The organism is Gemmatimonas groenlandica (genome assembly GCF_013004105.1).
Taxonomy (GTDB): domain Bacteria; phylum Gemmatimonadota; class Gemmatimonadetes; order Gemmatimonadales; family Gemmatimonadaceae; genus Gemmatimonas; species Gemmatimonas groenlandica.
In genome coordinates this window covers 4,727,836-4,744,901 of the sequence record NZ_CP053085.1, presented here as the reverse complement: position 1 = coordinate 4,744,901, position 17,066 = coordinate 4,727,836, and the positions used below count along the sequence as shown (strand labels likewise).

Sequence of the window (17,066 nt, the reverse complement as noted above, 5' to 3'; positions counted from 1 at the left end):
GTGACGTGCGAGTGAAGAGGACGCATCAGCGCATGCCGGCTTTCTGGAGCGCATTCGCGCCGCCGACGATGGGAATGCGGAACGACGACTTGGCGAGATCGAGCGTGAGTTCCGCCCCCGCCTTGGGCCAGAGCGTGAACTCGCGATCACTCGACATGATCATGACGCCGAGTTGCTTGCCGGCGGGAATGAATTCGTCGGTGGGCTCGAGATCGAAGGTGACGTCGCGGTACTCGCCGGCCTTGAGCGGCTTACCCCGATTCTTCGACGCATAGTCTCCGCCCTTCTTGAGCGCTTTCGCGTTTTGCAGATCGGCCCAGCCATGCGACACGTTGCCCTTGTAACTCTGCGAGCCGGCGCGCGCCGAGTCATACGGCAGCATGACCAACCACACGCTGAGATTCGCCGCCTTCACGTTCGCGGCCATGCGCAGCGTCACACGCGGTGTGCCAGAGATGTGCACGGTATCGGTGAGCACCGGTGTGGCATACAGCAAGCGATTCGCCGACGTGGGCGCGCTCGCGAGGGCACTGCCACTGAACGCGACGTCATCGACAAGCGACTCGGTGCCCGCAGCGGCCGGCGCGAAGGCCAGCGACGCGATGCCGCGCCCACCGGCGGTGGGATGCAGCGTCACGGGCACCGTACCCGGTACCGGGAACGCTGCGAACGGCGTGGGGGCTGCCGTCGCGCGCAAACGCGGGTTCGGCGCCGGCGTACCAGCTGATGCCGCTGCGGCGACTGCCGCCATCGGCGCCTGCGCCGCCGCGTCCTGTACGATGTACGCCGACTGATCACCCGGCACGCCGTTATTCACGCCGTACAGGTAGTGACTGAACCAGCGATTGAGCATGTCGGCCGGGGGATTTCCGCCATGTCCACCCTGGTGCAGATACAGCCCCACAGGCAGTCCACGCGCCTTCATCTCGTCGTAAATGCGCACGCTGTGCGCCGGCGTCACGTTGTAGTCGTTGAGGCCATGCGCGAGCAGGACGGCAGCCTTGATGTTCTTCACGTACGGCAACAAGTCGCGCTTCTTCCAAAAGTCGTTGAAGTCGCCGGTGGCACGGTCCTGTCCCTTGGGTCCCGCGAATACGTTGCTCTTCCAGATCACGTCACACTTTGCGCGCGTGGCCGGGTCACCACTGGCCACGAAGTCGTAGAGCACGTCGACGTCTTCACCGAGATAGCCGCCGGGTGAGCGCACGAGGCCGTTCGAGCGGTAGTACAGATAGTACGACGTGTTCGGCGACACGGGCACGACGACTTCGAGTCCTTTCACACCGGTCGTGGCCGCGGCCAGGGGCAATGTGCCTTCGTACGACGTGCCGATCATACCGACTTTGCCGGTCGACCACCCGGTGGCTCGCACTTCCTCGCGACCGGTGGGTGTGGTGTAGCCCTTCGCGCGGCCGTTCAGCCAGTCGATCACGAACTTCATCGGCGCGCGTTCTGGGTAATCACCCACCGTCGCACAGCCTTGCGACAATCCGGTGCCCGGCGCTTCCGAATGCACCACGGCAAAGCCGCGCGGCACCCACTCGTTCACCAGCGCATTGGAGATGCGCCGACGATTGGGCTGATGCAGCGGCGCCGCGAGCGCACGACGCGTGGGCGGCTGATCGCCGAGTTCCTGCTGCACGTTCCAGTTGGAATCGTCGCGAGAGGTCCCGGCGAAGTACGGGCTCGCACCGTAGAGCACCGGCACCTTGAGTCCACCACCCTCGGTCTGCGCGGGGCGCGTGACGTCAACATGGACACGATCTTTGCGGCCGTCGCGATCACTGTCGAAGTCGGTCTCGACCCAGAGGTCGTGTCGAATCCACGACGTGGAGTCGCGCCATGCAGGGACCACCTGCGCCATGCCGTTGACGAACATAGGCGCAGCGGGGGTAGCCGGCGCGGCGGATGGCGCCGCCGCGGGCTGGGCGAGGGCTGTGCGGGCAGCAAAGACGGCGGCCATGGCCGCGGGCGCGCGCAGGCTGGCGAGGGCGAAACGACGGCTCATAACGCGATGGCTGAAATGGAGGCGACGTGACCTACAGGGAAAACGGGCGGCAGAGATCGCCGCTGCTCAATGTGCGGGTCGAACGGCTCGAGGGGGAGTAGTGGCCAGATCAAGGCGGTTTGGTTCGAGCGCTCAACAAAACTGCTTCACCGCGGATTGGCGCGAATGGCCACGGATCGGGCCGACGTGGGCTGGAAGGTCGTCGCACGCGCCGAGGCGCAATTCTCTTTTGTGGTTGAATTCGCGGTCATCGGCGTGAATCCGCGGTCAGGCTTTTCGGTCAGAGGCCGCTACAAAACGGCTTCACCGCGAATTGGCGCGAATGGCCACGGATCGGGCCGACATGCGCGGCGGGGCCATCGCACACGTCGAGTCCCAATTCTCTTTTTGTGGTTGTATCTGCGGTCATTGGCGTGAATCCGCGGTCAGGCTGTTCGGTCAGAAGCCGGTACGAAACGGCTTCACCGCGGATCGGCACGAATCGCCACGGATCGGGCCGACATGGGCTGGAAGGTCGTCGCACGCGACGAGGCCCAATTCTCTTTTGTGGTTGAATTCGCGGTCATCGGCGTGAATTCGCGGTCAGGCTTTTCGGTCAGAGGCCGGTACGAAACGGCTTCACCGCGAATGGCCACGGATCGGGCCGACGTGCGTGGCGAGGCCACTCGGGCAGCGGTGTCAGTCGACATCGTCGCTGTCGTTCCGAAGTGCGCTACGCACGTCGTCGACGGCTGGGACGGCGGCGAGGGCGAGCAGCACCAGCGCCAGCGGAATCGTGGCGCTGTAGCCGATGGCGCGGAAGCCGAGTGCGCCGACCACGCCGCCGGAGAAGAAGGCCGTCAACAGCATGGTCAGTAGGCGCAGGTGCTTCCGGTCGGCCACGACCCGTGGCTCTCCGTCAATGTCGTGCCGGTTCACATAGAAGTACTTGCCAAGCTCGATGCCGATATCGGTCACGATGCCCGTTACGTGCGTCGTTCGGATTTCCGACTTCGAGATCTTGGTGATCACGGCATTCTGCAAGCCCATCATGAAGCAGAGCAGACTGACGGTGGCCGGCACGAAGATGCTGTGGACCATTTGCAGGCGTGCCCCGAGGACGCCGAAGACCAGCAGCAGTGCGGCCTCGAGCAGTATCGGCAGGGCGAAGGCGCTGCTCAAGCCTCGGCGGCGCGCGTAGTTCACCATCAGGGCGGTGGTCGCCGCGCCGAGCGTGAACGCGCACAGCGCCCCGACGCCGGTGAGGAACACGGCGGTCTGGCCCAGCACCAGCGCATCGGCCATCGACGAGACGATGCCCGTCATGTGTGACGTGTACTGCGAGACGGCCAAGAACGCGCCCGCGTTTGTGGCACCGGCCACAAAGGCCAAGCCGATCCCAAGGTGCGTGTTCTCACGCCGCGTGCGAACCGTTCCTGTGAGGCGCCTCGCGTAGTCGATCGGCATATCATGAATGATAGCGCGTCAGGTGCCGATACTCGACGACATGATGCGTCTTCAGGATCCCCTCCCTCTGGTCAGCGAAGCCAGTCACCGCCTCGTCGAGCCCGGCGCGGCCAGTGGAGGCGTCGACCACTTTTCCATCCGGACGCGACTCGCACGCATCATGGAAGGCGGTGACTTCCCCGCCTTGTCGCGGCAGGTCATCGACACCATCACCACCATCGACGACGACGCCGCCTCCCTCCAGCGGCTGGCCAACATCGTGCTGCGCGAGTACGGGCTGGCGCTGAGTGTGGTGCGGACCGCCAACAGCGCACACTACCGGCGTGGCGGACGTCCAACCGAAAGCGCCACGCACGCCATGATGATGCTGGGCGCGCGCGTGGTCCGGCAGCTGGCTGGCAGCATGTTGCTGTTCGAGCACTTCCAGCGGCGCTCGCCGGAACTCAAGGAGCTGATGATCCTGTCGCTCCTGACGGCGAACCATGCCCGCGCCACCGCGTTACAGTTGGGACACGACGACCCCGAGGCGGCGCATCTCGCAGGGATGTTTCGCAACCTCGGCGAAGTACTCGTCGCCTGCTACTTCCACGACGACTACCAACGCATCCGTTCGCTCATTCAGGACGACGGACGCAGCGAGGCGTCGGCGCTGCGCATGGTGCTCGGCTTCGCCTACACCGACTTCGGTGTCGAGGTGGCGAACCAGTGGGGACTGCCCGATACCATCGCGCTAGGAATGCGCGCCACGGCGCACACCTCGTCGTCACTGCTCGCATCGGTCACCGCATTCAGCCATGAGCTCACCGGCACGCTGTATCAGACCGACAGCAACAACAGCGTGGGGCCGGCGCTGGATGCCATGCTCGATGCCCACCGGTCGCGGATCCGCCTGACGCGGGATCAAGTGGGTCGCATTGCGAGCGACGCGCTGAAGGAAACGCGCGACGTACTGTTGGGTTCAGACAGCGACCAAAGTGTGCCGCGCCTGCGCGAACTCAATGCCGCCGCCCGCCGGGCCTTCGGCGCGTCGCTCGCGCTGCCCGACGATGGCGATGCACTCACCATGCTGGCCGAGCCAGACGTCACCGTGCGTGCGCGGCTGCGCAACGAACTCGATGACACTGTCGATCCCGCATCGGGCGCCACCATCGGCACGGTGCTGCTGCAGGCCATGGAAGTCATCATGCGCGGCGGGCCCTTCGACCGTGTCGTGACCTGCTTCATGACCGGCGACCGCATGCAGCTGGTCGCGCGCACCGGCCTCGGCACCGGCATCGACGCGCTGTTGACGCGATTCTCGTTTCCGGTCTCAGCGCGCGGCGGACCAGTGGTCGCGCTCACGCAGCAGCGACAGGCCGTGTACCTCCCCACCGACCGGACCATGCACACCATGGAGCAGCGGTGGGCCACGGAACAGGGCGTGTCGCAGTTCGGCGTATTCCCGCTGATCGTACTCGGCAAGGTGATCGGCTGCATCTACTGCGATCGCATCGGTGCCGGGCCGGCCCCCGATCGCGCCACCGTGCGTTACACGAAGTCGATCGCCGATCTGGTCGTGGACGCGATTGCACGGCGGCGCAGCTGATGAGCATCGACCTGGACGTGCCTCCAACGACGGCGGCATACGACGTACGCGGTGCCGTCATGCGTATCACCGGCGTGAGCGGTGGACCACTCGAGGTGCGCGTCGACGAAGGCCTCGTGTTCGCACGCTACCTCGGACAAGAGCCGCGAATCTGGAGTGATGTGTCAGTGACCTCGGTCATGGACCTCTTCGCCGCCGATTCGCCGGTGAGCACCTTCCTGCGGAAGCAGGGTGCACTCCCGCTCCGACAGGTGTTGCTGGCCTCGTTGACAGCGAGCATCGGCTCGTCGGACGATCAGTCATGAGCTCGACGGCCGATCTGTCGCCGGAAGCCGAAGCGTTCGTGAAGGCCGTGGGCGCGGCCGCCGATCTACCGGCATTCGTACGGAATGTGCGTTCGATCGGCAGCGTCGCCGCCAATCTCGACGCCCGCGTGGGCCTGCTCGAGCACGCGATCGTGCAAGATGTTGCCCTCTCGGCGAAAGTGTTGCGCATCGCGAATGCCGCCGCGGGAGGCGGTAACGCGCACGGCCACGTCGGGTCGGTGAAGCAGGCGATCATGCTGCTCGGCTTCGACCGCGTGCAACATCTGTCCACCGCGGCGAGCGTGTTCGGGCAGGTCGAACAGGATGCCCCCTCGGTGCGCGATCTGATGGTGGAGTCGGTGCTGGCGGCCAACCACAGTCTGCATCTGTCGTTCGCCGCCGGCTACGATCGGCCCGAGCTGGCCTATCTCTGCGCACTTTTCCGTCGATTCGGTGAGCTGTTGGTGGCCTGCTATCGTCCGCGCCCGTATCGCGCGTGGCTCGAGCAACTTCAAGCCGAGGGTGCGTGCGCCGACGGCGCGGAGGCACAACAGTTCGGCTTCACCTTCGAAGAAGTGGGTGTCGCGCTGGCGAAGCGTTGGGGCATGCCCCCGGCCGTCGTGCGCACGATGCGCGTCTATCGCGGCGTGTCACTTGACGGCGAGACGCTGCATGCGGTGACGCAGTGCAGTGCTGAAATTGCGCGCTGCTTGTACGGCGTTGCGGCCACGACCGATGGTGCCGAGGTGCGCGAGATCCGTGCTCGTTTTGCTCCCTTGATCGGCATCGACGTCCTGACCATGCAAGAGTGCATGATCGCGGCGATCGACGAGGCGCAGCCGACGCTGGGCACCATGCAGGTGGACCTCGATGCGTGGCTGCGTGGACACGCCGACGCGACCGCCGTGGCGCTGATGAAGCGCAACCGCACCGACGGCGCGGTCGCCGAGCACGAGCTGAGTGGGAGCGCGCTGGCGCCCGCCGACGCCGCAGCGTTGCAGGAGGCCATCGATCGACTGGCACCCAATCCAAGCGACTCTGTACAGGAAGCGCGGCTGCGCGACGTGGTGCGTGCGCTCGTGCAGCAGCGAGAGCAGGCGCAGGGTTCCTTCAGCGTGGGTTCGGTCACCGATTCGACCTTGCGGGCGGCGTGTGAAGCGGGATACGAGCGCGGTGTCCTGGGCATTAGCGCCGAGGATTTCAAGCTGATCCGGGGACGAGTGGGCATCGGGCGGGGCAGCGCTGAACTCGCGCGCAACTTCCTGTTGCGTCCCACCGCGGCATTCGGCCCCCTCGGTGCCGCGCTGCATATCCGTCGCGATCTCTTTGTGGAGATGACCGGTGGCGACGCGAAAGTGTACGGGCGCGATCGCCTCATCAAGGATCTATCGCCCAGCAACTTCGCCCTCCTGCCGTTGGTGCTGGAGATGAAGCTCATCGGCTGTCTGTACTTCGACAGTACGATCGAATCGGTGCACTCCACCGAGACGAGCCGCCAGCTCCTGTGCGATCTGCGCGATCATCTGGTGGCGGCCTTCGCCCATCACCGCTCGAGTATCGCAGAAGCGGCCGAGGGCGTGGCGTAGCGGTTCGCCGGCGGCAACAGCTGTCACAGATTGACAGCGATGCCGGAATCCGGGATTGGCAATGCTGAATAAACAGCTCGTCCCCGCCGAGTCTCCAGAAGTGTGCGGTGAGTCACCGAAGATGGTGCCCCAGCGATTGCCAACCGGCTGTGCGCCAACTTGCGGAACGAACGATATGCCGAATTATGATTCTCCCACGACGACCGTGCGGAGCAATGCGACATCCTCATCGCGCAATCTCGCGATTGCGGTCTGTCTTATCATTGGCATTGCGGCGGTGAGCGTGCGGGCGATCGTCGTTGACGGCGACACACCAACACGCACGAGAGTGGCGCGCACATCGCGCATCGCGCCGCTGGCAAGTCGCGCGGCGCCGACGCGCGAGGTCGCATCGACCGCGATCGCGCGTGACGCCGTATCCCCCTCCAAGGCGGTGGAAACGTCGAATGCCGCGCGCATCGAGGCGTCGACGAAGGGAGCGCGCCTTTCCGATGTCGCGCGGCCATCCGCCGTTGTGCCTACGGTTCCAAGCGCACTCTCACACTCGGTACAGCTCACACCGGCCATTCCGACGGCGGCGGCGTTGACGGGTTCGAGCCTCCTGTCGCCAGGCACGACGCCCGTGGCCGCAGATCCGTTTCGTCGCGCCCCGCTCGATTGGCGCGCCATCGTCGCGCATCCTGGCGTGACCTTCGGCTTCGAAGAGATCACCGACGCGTCGGCCGGGTCGTCCGCCTTCTCGGGTGCTCGATCGGTCCGCACGCACAGTAATCTGGAGCTCACGCTGGACCTCGACTCGCTGTTGGGTTGGCGCGGACTTACCATCTACGCGCAACACAAGACCAAGACGGGACGCAATGGCTCTGGTGAGGCGGCCTTCGTGCAGAACTTCTCCAACATCGACGCCGACGACTTTCGCGCGCTGGGGGAAGTCTGGGTCGAGCAGCGCGTGCTGCGGGATCGCCTGAGCATCAAGGCAGGCCGCATCGACTTCAACAGCGTATTTGCCGGTACCGACAATGGCGCTTCCTTCTTGAATGCGTCGATGGGCTTTTCGCCCAGCATCGTGGCCGCGCCCACGTTCCCGTTGCCCACGTGGGGCGTGGAAGCGACCGTCAGTCCCTGGTCGCTATTCAATGTCGGCGTCGGGGTGTTCGATGGACGTGATGGGGCACCGGCACCAGTTGGAGGAACTTCGCGATTTCAGATCGCACAGGCGAATCAGCAGTGGGCGCTCGGCCGCTCGCAGCTCGTAGGCCGCGTTGGTGCGGGTGCGTGGCGACACACGGGCATGTTCTCCGCTCTCGGCGCCGACCCCGACGCTGATCCCGGGGTAGCCGGGACCCGCGGCTGGTATGCCACGCTCGACCAGACGCTGTGGGAAGGCCGCGCGCGGGGCGACGATGCCGACAACCATGCGTCGGTGGCTGCCTTCGCCCAGATGGGCACGTCCAGCCCAAACGTGCAATCGATCCACGCGCATCGAGGCGTCGGCTTCACCGTGGCCGGCCTGTTGGCGGCACGACCGTCCGACCTGATCGGCGTCGGCGTCACCCACGCCTCGTGGGGCAGCGGTCGAGAGACCATCGGCGAGCTGTTCTATCAGCTGCCCGTGACGTCGCACCTATCGCTGGTGGCCGATGTCCAACGTGTCCGTCGTCTCGACGGGCCGAGCCTGCGCGCCTTCGGCAATGTGGCCACGATGCGCACGGTGCTGTCGTTCTAATGCGCGGCTAACCGCGTTCACTTGCCGCCGTGAGGTGCGATCCGCACCTTACGGGCAATGGCTACCAGTATACCGCCGGCACCGTCGGCGCCGGGGCAGTTGCCCCGTCCCTCATTGTCGCAAACGGTCGACGTCGAGACGCCGGAACTCGTCGTACTCTCGTACACGTTGGCCGGCGTGGGTTCGCGCGCCACGGCGGCGTTGATCGACTACGCGATCTGTATCGCGACGTTCGTCGCCGTCATCATCGCTGTCCTGCAGCTGCAGGTAAAGTTCGGGGTCGCCGCGTCCCGCGATTCGTCCGGTGCGTGGGTAATGGCGTTGCTCGGGGTGATTCAGTTCGCCATTCTATGGCTGTACTACGTGCTCTTCGAAGCGCTGGCTGACGGACAGACGCCGGGCAAGCGCATCATGAAGTTGCGGGTGGTCAAGGACGGCGGCCTGTCGGTGACGTTCGAGGCGTCGGCGATTCGCAATATCGTACGCGCCATCGACCTGCAACCGATCTTTCTGTACGCGGTCGGGCTTGTGACGATCATGTCGAACGCGCGCGGCAAGCGACTCGGTGACATGGCTGCCGGCACGATCGTAGTGAAGGAAGACCTCGTGTCGCAGCCGGTGACCCCGCGAAGGAGCAGCCGCGCCGACGCGCGGGCCGACACGTCCAAGCCCGTACCGCTCTCGGCCAGACTGACGGACGCAGAATTCCAGCTGCTCGACCGCTTTGTGCAGCGTCGTATGGAGTTCGACGCCGAACGTCGCACGCAGCTCGCGGCCGGACTGGCGCATCGCTTCAGTGCGAAGCTCACGCAAGATCCGGCACAACTTCCGATCGCGCAGCTGGTGCGATTGCACGACACCGAACTGGCCGCTCGGGCGCAAGGTGCGGCAGCGCGCAATGATACCGGAGCCGCGCGCGAGAAACATCGGATCGTGGCCACCAACGCCCCGCGGTGGGCGTCATTCGCCAACACACTCAAGTCGGCACAGGGCGGCGGCTTGTCCACGCTCGGCGAAGATGGTGTGCGGCGCTTCGTGCAGGACTACCGCGAGATGACGGCCGACCTGGCGCGCCTTCGCACGGCCACGCGTGGGCAGGAGTCCTCCGACCTGTTCTATCTCAACCGCCTGGTAGCAGGCGCCCACAGCCTGCTCTACCGGCGTCGCACGTTCACCTTACGGCGGCTCATCACCTTTCTCTTCGCCGATGTGCCGGCCGAAGTGCGGGCCTCGGGGCTGCCGATCGCGATTGCGGCTACGCTGTTGTTCGGCCCCATGGCGATCGCCGCCCGCGCGGTGATCACGCATCCCTCGGTGGCCGCCACGCTGTTGCCGCAAGGCATGCTTGCCCGTGCGGCCAAGGGCGTCGAGGACGCGAAGCGTGGCAAAGGGTACATCGAGGATCCTGAAGTGTATCGCCCGATGATGGCGTCGCAGATCGCCACGAACAATGTGCAGGTGACCTTCGTCGCCTTCGCCGGCGGCATGACGGCCGGCCTGCTCACCTGCTGGGCGCTGGTCATGAACGGCGTCAGTATAGGCGCGGCACTCGGACTCTATATTTCAAAGGGGATCGGGTCATTGATCTTCTCCTTCATTGCGCCGCACGGCGTGCTCGAACTCACCGCCATCGTGTTAGCCGGTGCGGCCGGGCTGCTGCTCGCGTCGGGCATGCTCGTGCCTGGCAATCGTACTCGTCGCGCGGCACTGGTGCAGCGTGGTGGCCGCGCCTTCCGACTGCTGGCCGGCGCCGTATTTCTGCTGCTCTTCGCCGGCGTGATCGAGGGCTTTGTGTCTCCGAACGCGACGTTGTCATTGCAAACCAAACTGGCGGTGTCGGCCACCAGCGCCGTCGTGCTGGCGATCTACCTCTTCTACCGGCCCCGCGCAGCGCTCCCCGCTACAGCGCGCCTCGCGCCTTGAGTTCGAGATAGCGGTTCACGACACCCGCGGTCATGGTTTGCGGCGACACGTCGAGCACCACCACACCGGCTCTCCGCATCCGCTCCAACACGGCCTCGCGCGCCTGAATCACTTCCTCCGCTGCCGCACTCTCGAACAGCTGTACCGTCGACGCCGCCTCACAGGGTGCCGCGGCCTCGAACAATGCGTCATTGCGCAATGCCACGACCAGCACGAGATGACGCGCGGCACTGTGCGTCACGTGGGCCAGCAAGGCCTGCGAGGCGCGCACATCGATAACGTCGGTGAAGAACACCACCAGCGCCCGCTTCTTCTGATGCGCGGCCAAAAAGCGGAACGACGACGCGTAGTCGGGTTCCCGTGACGTTGCGTGCACCGGAATGAAGGCGTCGCGCACCAGCGTGAGCGCGCCCTTGCTGGCTTGCGGCGGCACGAACGCGCGCACCTCGTCGTCGAACACCAGTGCGCCCACCCGGTCACCAGACGAGGACGCCACATCCGTCAGGATCAACGCCGCACTGAGGGCGTGCTCGAAGCGGGAGAATTCGCCCGAAAGCTGCGTCATGCCGCGCCCCGCATCCACGAGGGTGATCACCGTCTGCGAACGTTCCACGGTGAACTCGCGCGTGATGAACTTCCCCTTCTTCGACGTGGCCTTCCAGTCGATATGACGCGGGTCGTCGCCGCGCACGTATTCGCGCAGCCGCGCGAAGGCCTGGCCCTGCCCCTTGTGGCGTAGCACGCGAATACCCATCGCGTCGAGACGGTGCTGCATGGCCAGCAAGCGATAACGACGCACGCCGGCCAGCGAGGGCATTACGCGCACCGCGTCAGTGGTGTCGAATGTGTAGCGTGCGCTGACCAATCCGAGCATCGTGCTGACGCGCACGCCGACATCACCGAGTGGAGCAGTACCTCGCGCCTTGCCGCGCAGACTCGCCCCCACGCGCTGCGCCGACGCGCCGGGGACGCGCAGTGCGATCGACTGCACACCGCCCTCGACCAGCGGTGGGAGTTGGTCGTGCAATTCCACCTGCAGCGCACGCCGAGTGCGGTTCGTCACCGTGTAGCTGCCCTCGATTTCATCGCCGATGCCGACCGACGCCGAAAACTCGCGCTCGACGCCCACGGCGGCCGCGGCAGGGAGCAACAGTACGTCGATCGCGATCGCTACGACCACGAGCAGCGAGACCGTCAGACCCGCGTACGTGCCGAATGGGGCCGGCAGCAGCCACACGGGCGCCGCGATGGCCGCAAGCCATGCAAGTCGCCGCTGCGGCGCGAAGCGCAACAGCGCTCGCATTGCACGCCGGAGAAACGGAGGCATCCCTACTTGGGCGCGACGACGCGCAACAGAATGGCCGACAGGGCATCGTCGGCGGTGCGCCCCTCTACTTCCAGCTCGGGCGAGAGCGTGACGCGATGCCGCAGCACGGCGAACACCCGATCCTTCACGTCGTCCGGTGTCACGAAGCCACGCCCTTCGAGCACGGCGGCAGCGCGTGCGGCGCGCATCAGCGCGACCGTGGCGCGCGGCGACGCCCCGAGGGACAGCGAGGGCTCTTCGCGCGTGGCGCGCGTGATCGAGGTGATGTACGCCTGCACCTCAGGGGCCACGCGTACGGAGTCCGCCAGTGCCCGCAGCGCCACCGCTTCGCCGTCGCCGAGCATCGGCTCGGACAGGGGCTCGGTCGTGCTCTCGGGATTGAATCCCGCTTCATGCGACGCCAGCATCGCGAGCTCCGCGTCGAGTGCCGGGTATCCCATGAGCGTCTTCAGCAGAAAGCGGTCGAGCTGCGCTTCGGGCAGCGGATACGTGCCTTCGTGCTCCACCGGATTCTGCGTGGCGAACACCGTGAACAGTGTATCCAGCGGGCGCGTGACGCCGTCGGCCGATACCTGGCGCTCGGACATCGCTTCCAGCAGCGCCGACTGTGTCTTGGCAGGCGCGCGGTTGATCTCGTCACCGAGGAGCAAGTCGGTGAACACGGGACCAGGCTGGAATTCGAAACCACGCGCCACATCGCGTACGATCGCGATACCGGTGAGATCACTCGGCATGAGATCGGGCGTGAACTGCACGCGGGTGAACCGAAGCCCAAGCGCGCTGGCCAGCGTGCGCACCAGCAACGTCTTGGCGGTGCCGGGCACTCCCTCGATCAGGAGATGTCCGCGCGCGAGGAATGTGATGAGCGCATCGTCGATGGCCGCATCCTGCCCTACGATTCGAGCGGCAATGGCAGTGCGGAGACGGCGCAGGATCTCCGCGCCCTGATCGATCGTGAGATGCATGGGAGGAGTGGTCATGTTCGCGTAAGGGCCGCTTCAATGCGTTGAATCGCTTGTCCGACCCGGCGGAATTCGCCGAGGTCGACGGGGTTAGTCAGCGCGTGACGCACGATCGCGATGTCACTGGCCAGCGCGGGTTTCACGTCGGCGATTCGCGAGAGATACAGTTGGTCTTCGTCGATCCCACCGCGCTTGCCGCGCGCGGCGCCGTGCTCCATGCGCCGTCGCAGTCCGCGCACGAGATGTTGGGCGCTGGTGCGGGTGGCCCCGACCTGCACGTAGGCGCGGGCGAGGGCGTCGACGTGCTCCAGTGGCGAGCGCCGCTCGACGCGTACCTGATCGCGCGGCGGCAACACGCGCGGCGCAGCCGCGAACAGCAGGAGCAAGGAGGCGAGCGCGAGTTGCAGCACCACGCGGCCGGGGGGCGTTTCGCCGAGGAATCGTTCGATGGCGCCCGTCATGCCGAAGCGTGTGCGGCCCTGATGGAACTCGTCGAACACGACCGCACGCCGCGGAGCGGTGCCGCCGGCCGACAGATATTCGAGCGCGCGCACCGAGGCGATATCGAGTCCGTAGCGACAGTCACGCAACGCATCGTTGCGGAACACGTCGGGATCGGCCGCGACCACGAGTCGTCCGGCGCCGTAGGGCATGCCGACCATGGTGCTGCGCGGTCCATCTGTCACGATGCTCGGCCGGCTTTCGAGGAGCACGAGGCGCTGGAGGCCGGGGGCGGTCAGCCCTTTCCCCTGTAGCGCCAGCATGCGCGCGTTCCCGAACCAGAGGGCATCCCGCGTGAAGCGCGGTCGCGTGGCACCGACACACGGACGCACGGCTCCGATGTTCTGGGCCACATCATCGCCTTGGCGATCCACCGTGAGCTTGAGCGAGTCACTGAGCGGCGAGGTGCCTTCGCCGAGCACCAGCAACATCGCGCCGCCTCGTCGGACGTGCGCCAGCATGGCGGCCGCCTCTTCCGGCGTAACGGGCACGACCGGATCGAGCACGCTGTAGATCGTCGTGGTGGCCGTCGGCACCGCACCGCGCGTATCGCGCGACACGTTCCACGCCAACCTGTCGGCCAGTTCGTAGATCAATTTCGCACCGAGGGGATCGGCCGAGCTGGTCGACAAGCGCGGATCGCCCGCGCGCCCGGTGACCGGGGTTCGCGCCAGCAACGCGGTGACCGCGACCAACGCCGCGAGCAGCGCGATCACACGGCCGGGGCGCGTGTACCATGGCGCCGGCGCCGCGGCGCTGGGGTTCATCGAGACGGCATTCGTCACGCCGCACGCTCGCTGCCCAGCAAGTGCCGGGCATCGGTCGAGAGTGCCGCGTAATCGCCGGCACTGCACTGCATCTCGCCGTAGATCACGCGATCGTAGCGCGAGCGGAACGACTGGAACGGTCGGAACGACGGGGTATTGCGACGGCGTAGTTCACGAGCGTAATCACCGGTCGTCTTGGACGGATGCAGCCGCACTTCACCGCGAGCCGCGCAGGCGCGTAGCAGGGCCGCGAAGAGGGCGTGGGCGGCGGCGGTGAAGTCACCCGCTTGCGCCAAGCGCTCAGCGTCGGCGAGTGCCGTGAGATCGGCCACGCTGGCTTTGCGCGGCACGCGCGCGGTCACCAGCGCCCGTTCGGCGCGCACACCGATCACGAGGCGCGCCACGATGAGCGCCACGAGCAGGCCCACGACCGCAATCGTGATCTCGCGACCGTACGGCGCGCCACGCACCGAGGTGAAGAGCGCGTCGAGCAGGTCGCTGAGCCAGCGGAGTGCGCGAGCGGCGAGCGATGTGGTCAGCTCGCGCTGATACTCCGATCGACTGGCGATCGCGGCGATCGTATCACGAATCGCCGCGTCACTCCACGCGCCCGGTATCGGTGGCGACGCCGCGGACTGCAGCATCACCGACATCTCCCGCCGCGGGAGCGGACGTCAGATCGTCGGGGCGTACGACGATCCGTCGAGCGACTGCGCCATATGCTCCACGTCGAAGCCTTCGTTGCGAATACGCAGGTCGTAGTACAGCACGAGCGCGGCGAGGCCAAGAATCGGGAAGCAGAAAATACTCAGCACCGAACTCACCACCGTCTGTAACACCGGGCTGCCGAACAGCGCGACCGCGAGGGTAACGCCGAACGACAGTGCGAAATAGAGACCGTACAGCAACAGCAACGTCAGGAACACAGGTCCGGCGCGCCCCTTGGTGAGCTCAAACGAGCGGGTGACGGCATCGACCGGCCCCATCTTTTCGAGCACGATGATCTGCGAGAGAGCGAACAGCCTGATGGCGAGGTAGACCCCCGGCACGATCAGGAGGATCAGCCCTGGCACGACCATGAGCATCGTGAGGAGTGCCCCCATGATCAACATCGGCACGAGCGGCAACACGGCGGCCACGGTGCGTCCAACGTCAGCCTGCCCGCCGAGGTACACGTCGGCTCCCATGCGAGTGACCGCCGCGCCAACGAGCGTAGCGATGACCAGACCGATCACCGCGGCGCCGACGGACACGAGGATCTGACCGGTGCCGGTCATGCCTTGGGTGAGCAGCGAAAATACGATCATCGGCGAGTACGCGATGGCGCCGACCATGATGTATTGCTGAAAGTCGCGGCGATACAACGTGAAGGCCGCGTCGACAATTTCAGTCGTGGTGCGCGCACGCAGCGAAGCGTCGGACATCGTAGAGACCCGGGTGACAATGGAAGCGACAACTGACAGAGAAAGTCAACAACCCACATTCGGGTTGATGCTAGCCTCGTGTCACGCGTCCCGGTAGGCTGCGCGGTTCCGCCCTTCCCAGTTCTTGATGTCGTCGAGTGCGGAGCGATCGGACGCCGCGTAGCGACGGCGGTTCGCCGGCGCGGTCGGATCGCCGGCCGATGCGGCAACGACCGACGCGACGGGAATCCGCCAATGCTGCCAGCGCGAGAAGTACGTGTCGGTACCGATCCACTGATCGGCTGGTCCCGTCTTCTTGCCGCTCTCGAGTGGCTGATTGCCGACCGCCGTTTTCGCGAAAAGCGGAACGGCGGTGCAGCGGCCGGACGCGGCGTCCAGTCCCACGAGCAGGAAGTCCTGCGTACCGACGACCGACCGGTCGCCTTCTGGCCCGAGCACGGCGTTGGTCTGACAGCCGCCGAGGGCGCGCAACGTGGCGGTGTCCAACTGGATCACGAGACCGGGAGTGACTTCTTCTTGCGTGAGAGACATGGCGCATGATGCCCGCTCCCGACATGGCTGGCAAGGTTAGCGAGTGTCTCTCAACGCGGCCGCCACCGCCGTCGAGAGCGGCGTGGTCGGTCGACCAATCAACCTGGACAGCTGTTCACCGTTGTCGTAGAGCGCCCCGACGCTGGCGTCGACGTCCCAGCCGGCGATCGCGCGTGCGATGCCTTCGGGCACACCGAATCCGGCCAGAGCCGCGGCATAGTCGGCCGCGGCCAGATCGCGATACGGGATGTCCTTCCCGGCTTGCTTCGAGAGCTCGGCGGCGAGTTCACGCAACGTGAACGCGTGGTCGCCGGCGAGTTCGTACGTTTTCCCCAGGTGGCCAGTACCGAGCAGGACAGCGACGGCCGCGGCCGCGAAGTCCTCACGGGTTGCGCCTGACACACGTCCATCGCCAGCGCTTCCCATGATCGCGCCGCCCGCCAGCGCTCCGCCGATCGACCCGGTGTAGTTCTCGGTGTACCAGCCGTTGCGCAGGATCGTGAAAGGGATGCCCGACGCCTGGATCGCCGCTTCGGTGGCGCGGTGCTCTTCGGCCAGATCGATCGGTGACGTATCGGCGTTTAGCAGGCTCGTGTACACGAGGCGCTTCACACCGGCGCGGGATGCGGCGCTGACCACCGCCGCATGCTGCGACGCGCGCTTCCCGATCTCGTTCGACGAGATCAGCAGCAGGGTGTCCACCCCCGCCAGTGCGGCGTCGAGCGTATCCGGCTGCTCGTAGTCGGCCACGCGCGCCGCCACGCCGAGGTCGGCAGCCTTCTCAAGGCTCCGGGCGAGGGCTACGACCTGCGTACCCGTGTTGCGGGCGACCAGCTGTTGAATGACGAGGCGGCCGAGCTGGCCGGTGGATCCGGTGATGGCGATAGTCATCGTAATATCCCGTGAGTGATAGTGTATGCGTTTTGGTTACACATTGATGTACAGCAAAACGGCGTGCGAGGGAGGGTCCTCAAA

General features: G+C 66.0%; 14 protein-coding genes. 5 read left to right on the top strand and 9 right to left on the bottom strand.

The window, feature by feature from the left end:
- Positions 1-25: 25 nt before the first annotated feature.
- Both HKW67_RS20405 and HKW67_RS20400 read right to left on the bottom strand, forming a co-directional pair.
- Positions 26-2,008 (bottom strand): Xaa-Pro dipeptidyl-peptidase, encoded by a 1,983-nt coding sequence (locus HKW67_RS20405; RefSeq protein WP_171227148.1) that lies wholly within the window; start codon positions 2,006-2,008, stop codon positions 26-28.
- Positions 2,009-2,686: 678 nt separating this feature from the next.
- Positions 2,687-3,454 carry a YoaK family protein gene (locus tag HKW67_RS20400; RefSeq protein WP_171227147.1) on the bottom strand — a complete coding sequence of 256 codons (768 nt, stop codon included), beginning with the start codon at positions 3,452-3,454 and terminating at the stop codon, positions 2,687-2,689.
- A 40-nt stretch (positions 3,455-3,494) separates the two neighbouring features.
- On the opposite strand from HKW67_RS20400, the gene HKW67_RS20395 reads away from it, so the two are divergent.
- The 5 genes from HKW67_RS20395 to HKW67_RS20375 all read left to right on the top strand — a co-directional run bounded on the left by HKW67_RS20395 (position 3,495) and on the right by HKW67_RS20375 (position 10,579).
- Positions 3,495-5,039, top strand: a complete 1,545-nt coding sequence (locus HKW67_RS20395; protein ID WP_171227146.1) for an HDOD domain-containing protein — start codon at positions 3,495-3,497, stop codon at positions 5,037-5,039.
- Entirely contained in the window at positions 5,039-5,344 is a 306-nt protein-coding gene (locus tag HKW67_RS20390; protein ID WP_171227145.1) for a hypothetical protein, read from the top strand. The genes HKW67_RS20395 and HKW67_RS20390 overlap by 1 nt, the downstream gene beginning before the upstream one ends.
- On the top strand, positions 5,341-6,930 hold the full coding sequence (locus HKW67_RS20385) for an HDOD domain-containing protein (RefSeq protein WP_171227144.1): 1,590 nt from the start codon (positions 5,341-5,343) through the stop codon (positions 6,928-6,930). Before HKW67_RS20390 ends, HKW67_RS20385 begins: the two co-directional genes overlap by 4 nt.
- A 175-nt stretch (positions 6,931-7,105) precedes the next feature.
- Positions 7,106-8,656: a carbohydrate porin gene (locus HKW67_RS20380; RefSeq protein ID WP_171227143.1), complete on the top strand. Its 1,551-nt coding sequence runs from the start codon at positions 7,106-7,108 to the stop codon at positions 8,654-8,656.
- A 57-nt stretch (positions 8,657-8,713) separates the two neighbouring features.
- Positions 8,714-10,579 (top strand): stage II sporulation protein M, encoded by a 1,866-nt coding sequence (locus HKW67_RS20375; protein ID WP_171227142.1) that lies wholly within the window; start codon positions 8,714-8,716, stop codon positions 10,577-10,579.
- Here the strand turns inward: HKW67_RS20375 and HKW67_RS20370 are convergent.
- The 7 genes from HKW67_RS20370 to HKW67_RS20340 form a co-directional block, all read right to left on the bottom strand.
- The gene (locus tag HKW67_RS20370) at positions 10,557-11,906 is read right to left on the bottom strand and encodes a DUF58 domain-containing protein (RefSeq protein WP_171227141.1); all 1,350 of its coding nucleotides are present in this window, start codon (positions 11,904-11,906) and stop codon (positions 10,557-10,559) included. The genes HKW67_RS20375 and HKW67_RS20370 overlap by 23 nt on opposite strands.
- Before the next feature lie 2 nt (positions 11,907-11,908).
- Positions 11,909-12,886, bottom strand: a complete 978-nt coding sequence (locus HKW67_RS20365) for an AAA family ATPase (protein WP_206044517.1) — start codon at positions 12,884-12,886, stop codon at positions 11,909-11,911.
- A complete protein-coding gene (locus HKW67_RS20360; protein ID WP_171227140.1) occupies positions 12,883-14,154 on the bottom strand; it encodes a DUF4350 domain-containing protein in 1,272 nt (423 codons plus the stop codon). The genes HKW67_RS20365 and HKW67_RS20360 overlap by 4 nt, the downstream gene beginning before the upstream one ends.
- Positions 14,151-14,780 carry a DUF4129 domain-containing protein gene (locus tag HKW67_RS20355; protein ID WP_230981189.1) on the bottom strand — a complete coding sequence of 210 codons (630 nt, stop codon included), beginning with the start codon at positions 14,778-14,780 and terminating at the stop codon, positions 14,151-14,153. The genes HKW67_RS20360 and HKW67_RS20355 overlap by 4 nt, the downstream gene beginning before the upstream one ends.
- A gap of 30 nt (positions 14,781-14,810) precedes the next feature.
- On the bottom strand, positions 14,811-15,560 hold the full coding sequence (locus HKW67_RS20350; RefSeq protein WP_171227138.1) for a YciC family protein: 750 nt from the start codon (positions 15,558-15,560) through the stop codon (positions 14,811-14,813).
- Positions 15,561-15,641: 81 nt separating this feature from the next.
- Positions 15,642-16,091 (bottom strand): hypothetical protein, encoded by a 450-nt coding sequence (locus HKW67_RS20345; protein ID WP_171227137.1) that lies wholly within the window; start codon positions 16,089-16,091, stop codon positions 15,642-15,644.
- Between the two features lie 36 nt (positions 16,092-16,127).
- Positions 16,128-16,982: an SDR family oxidoreductase gene (locus tag HKW67_RS20340; RefSeq protein ID WP_171227136.1), complete on the bottom strand. Its 855-nt coding sequence runs from the start codon at positions 16,980-16,982 to the stop codon at positions 16,128-16,130.
- Positions 16,983-17,066 lie beyond the last annotated feature (84 nt).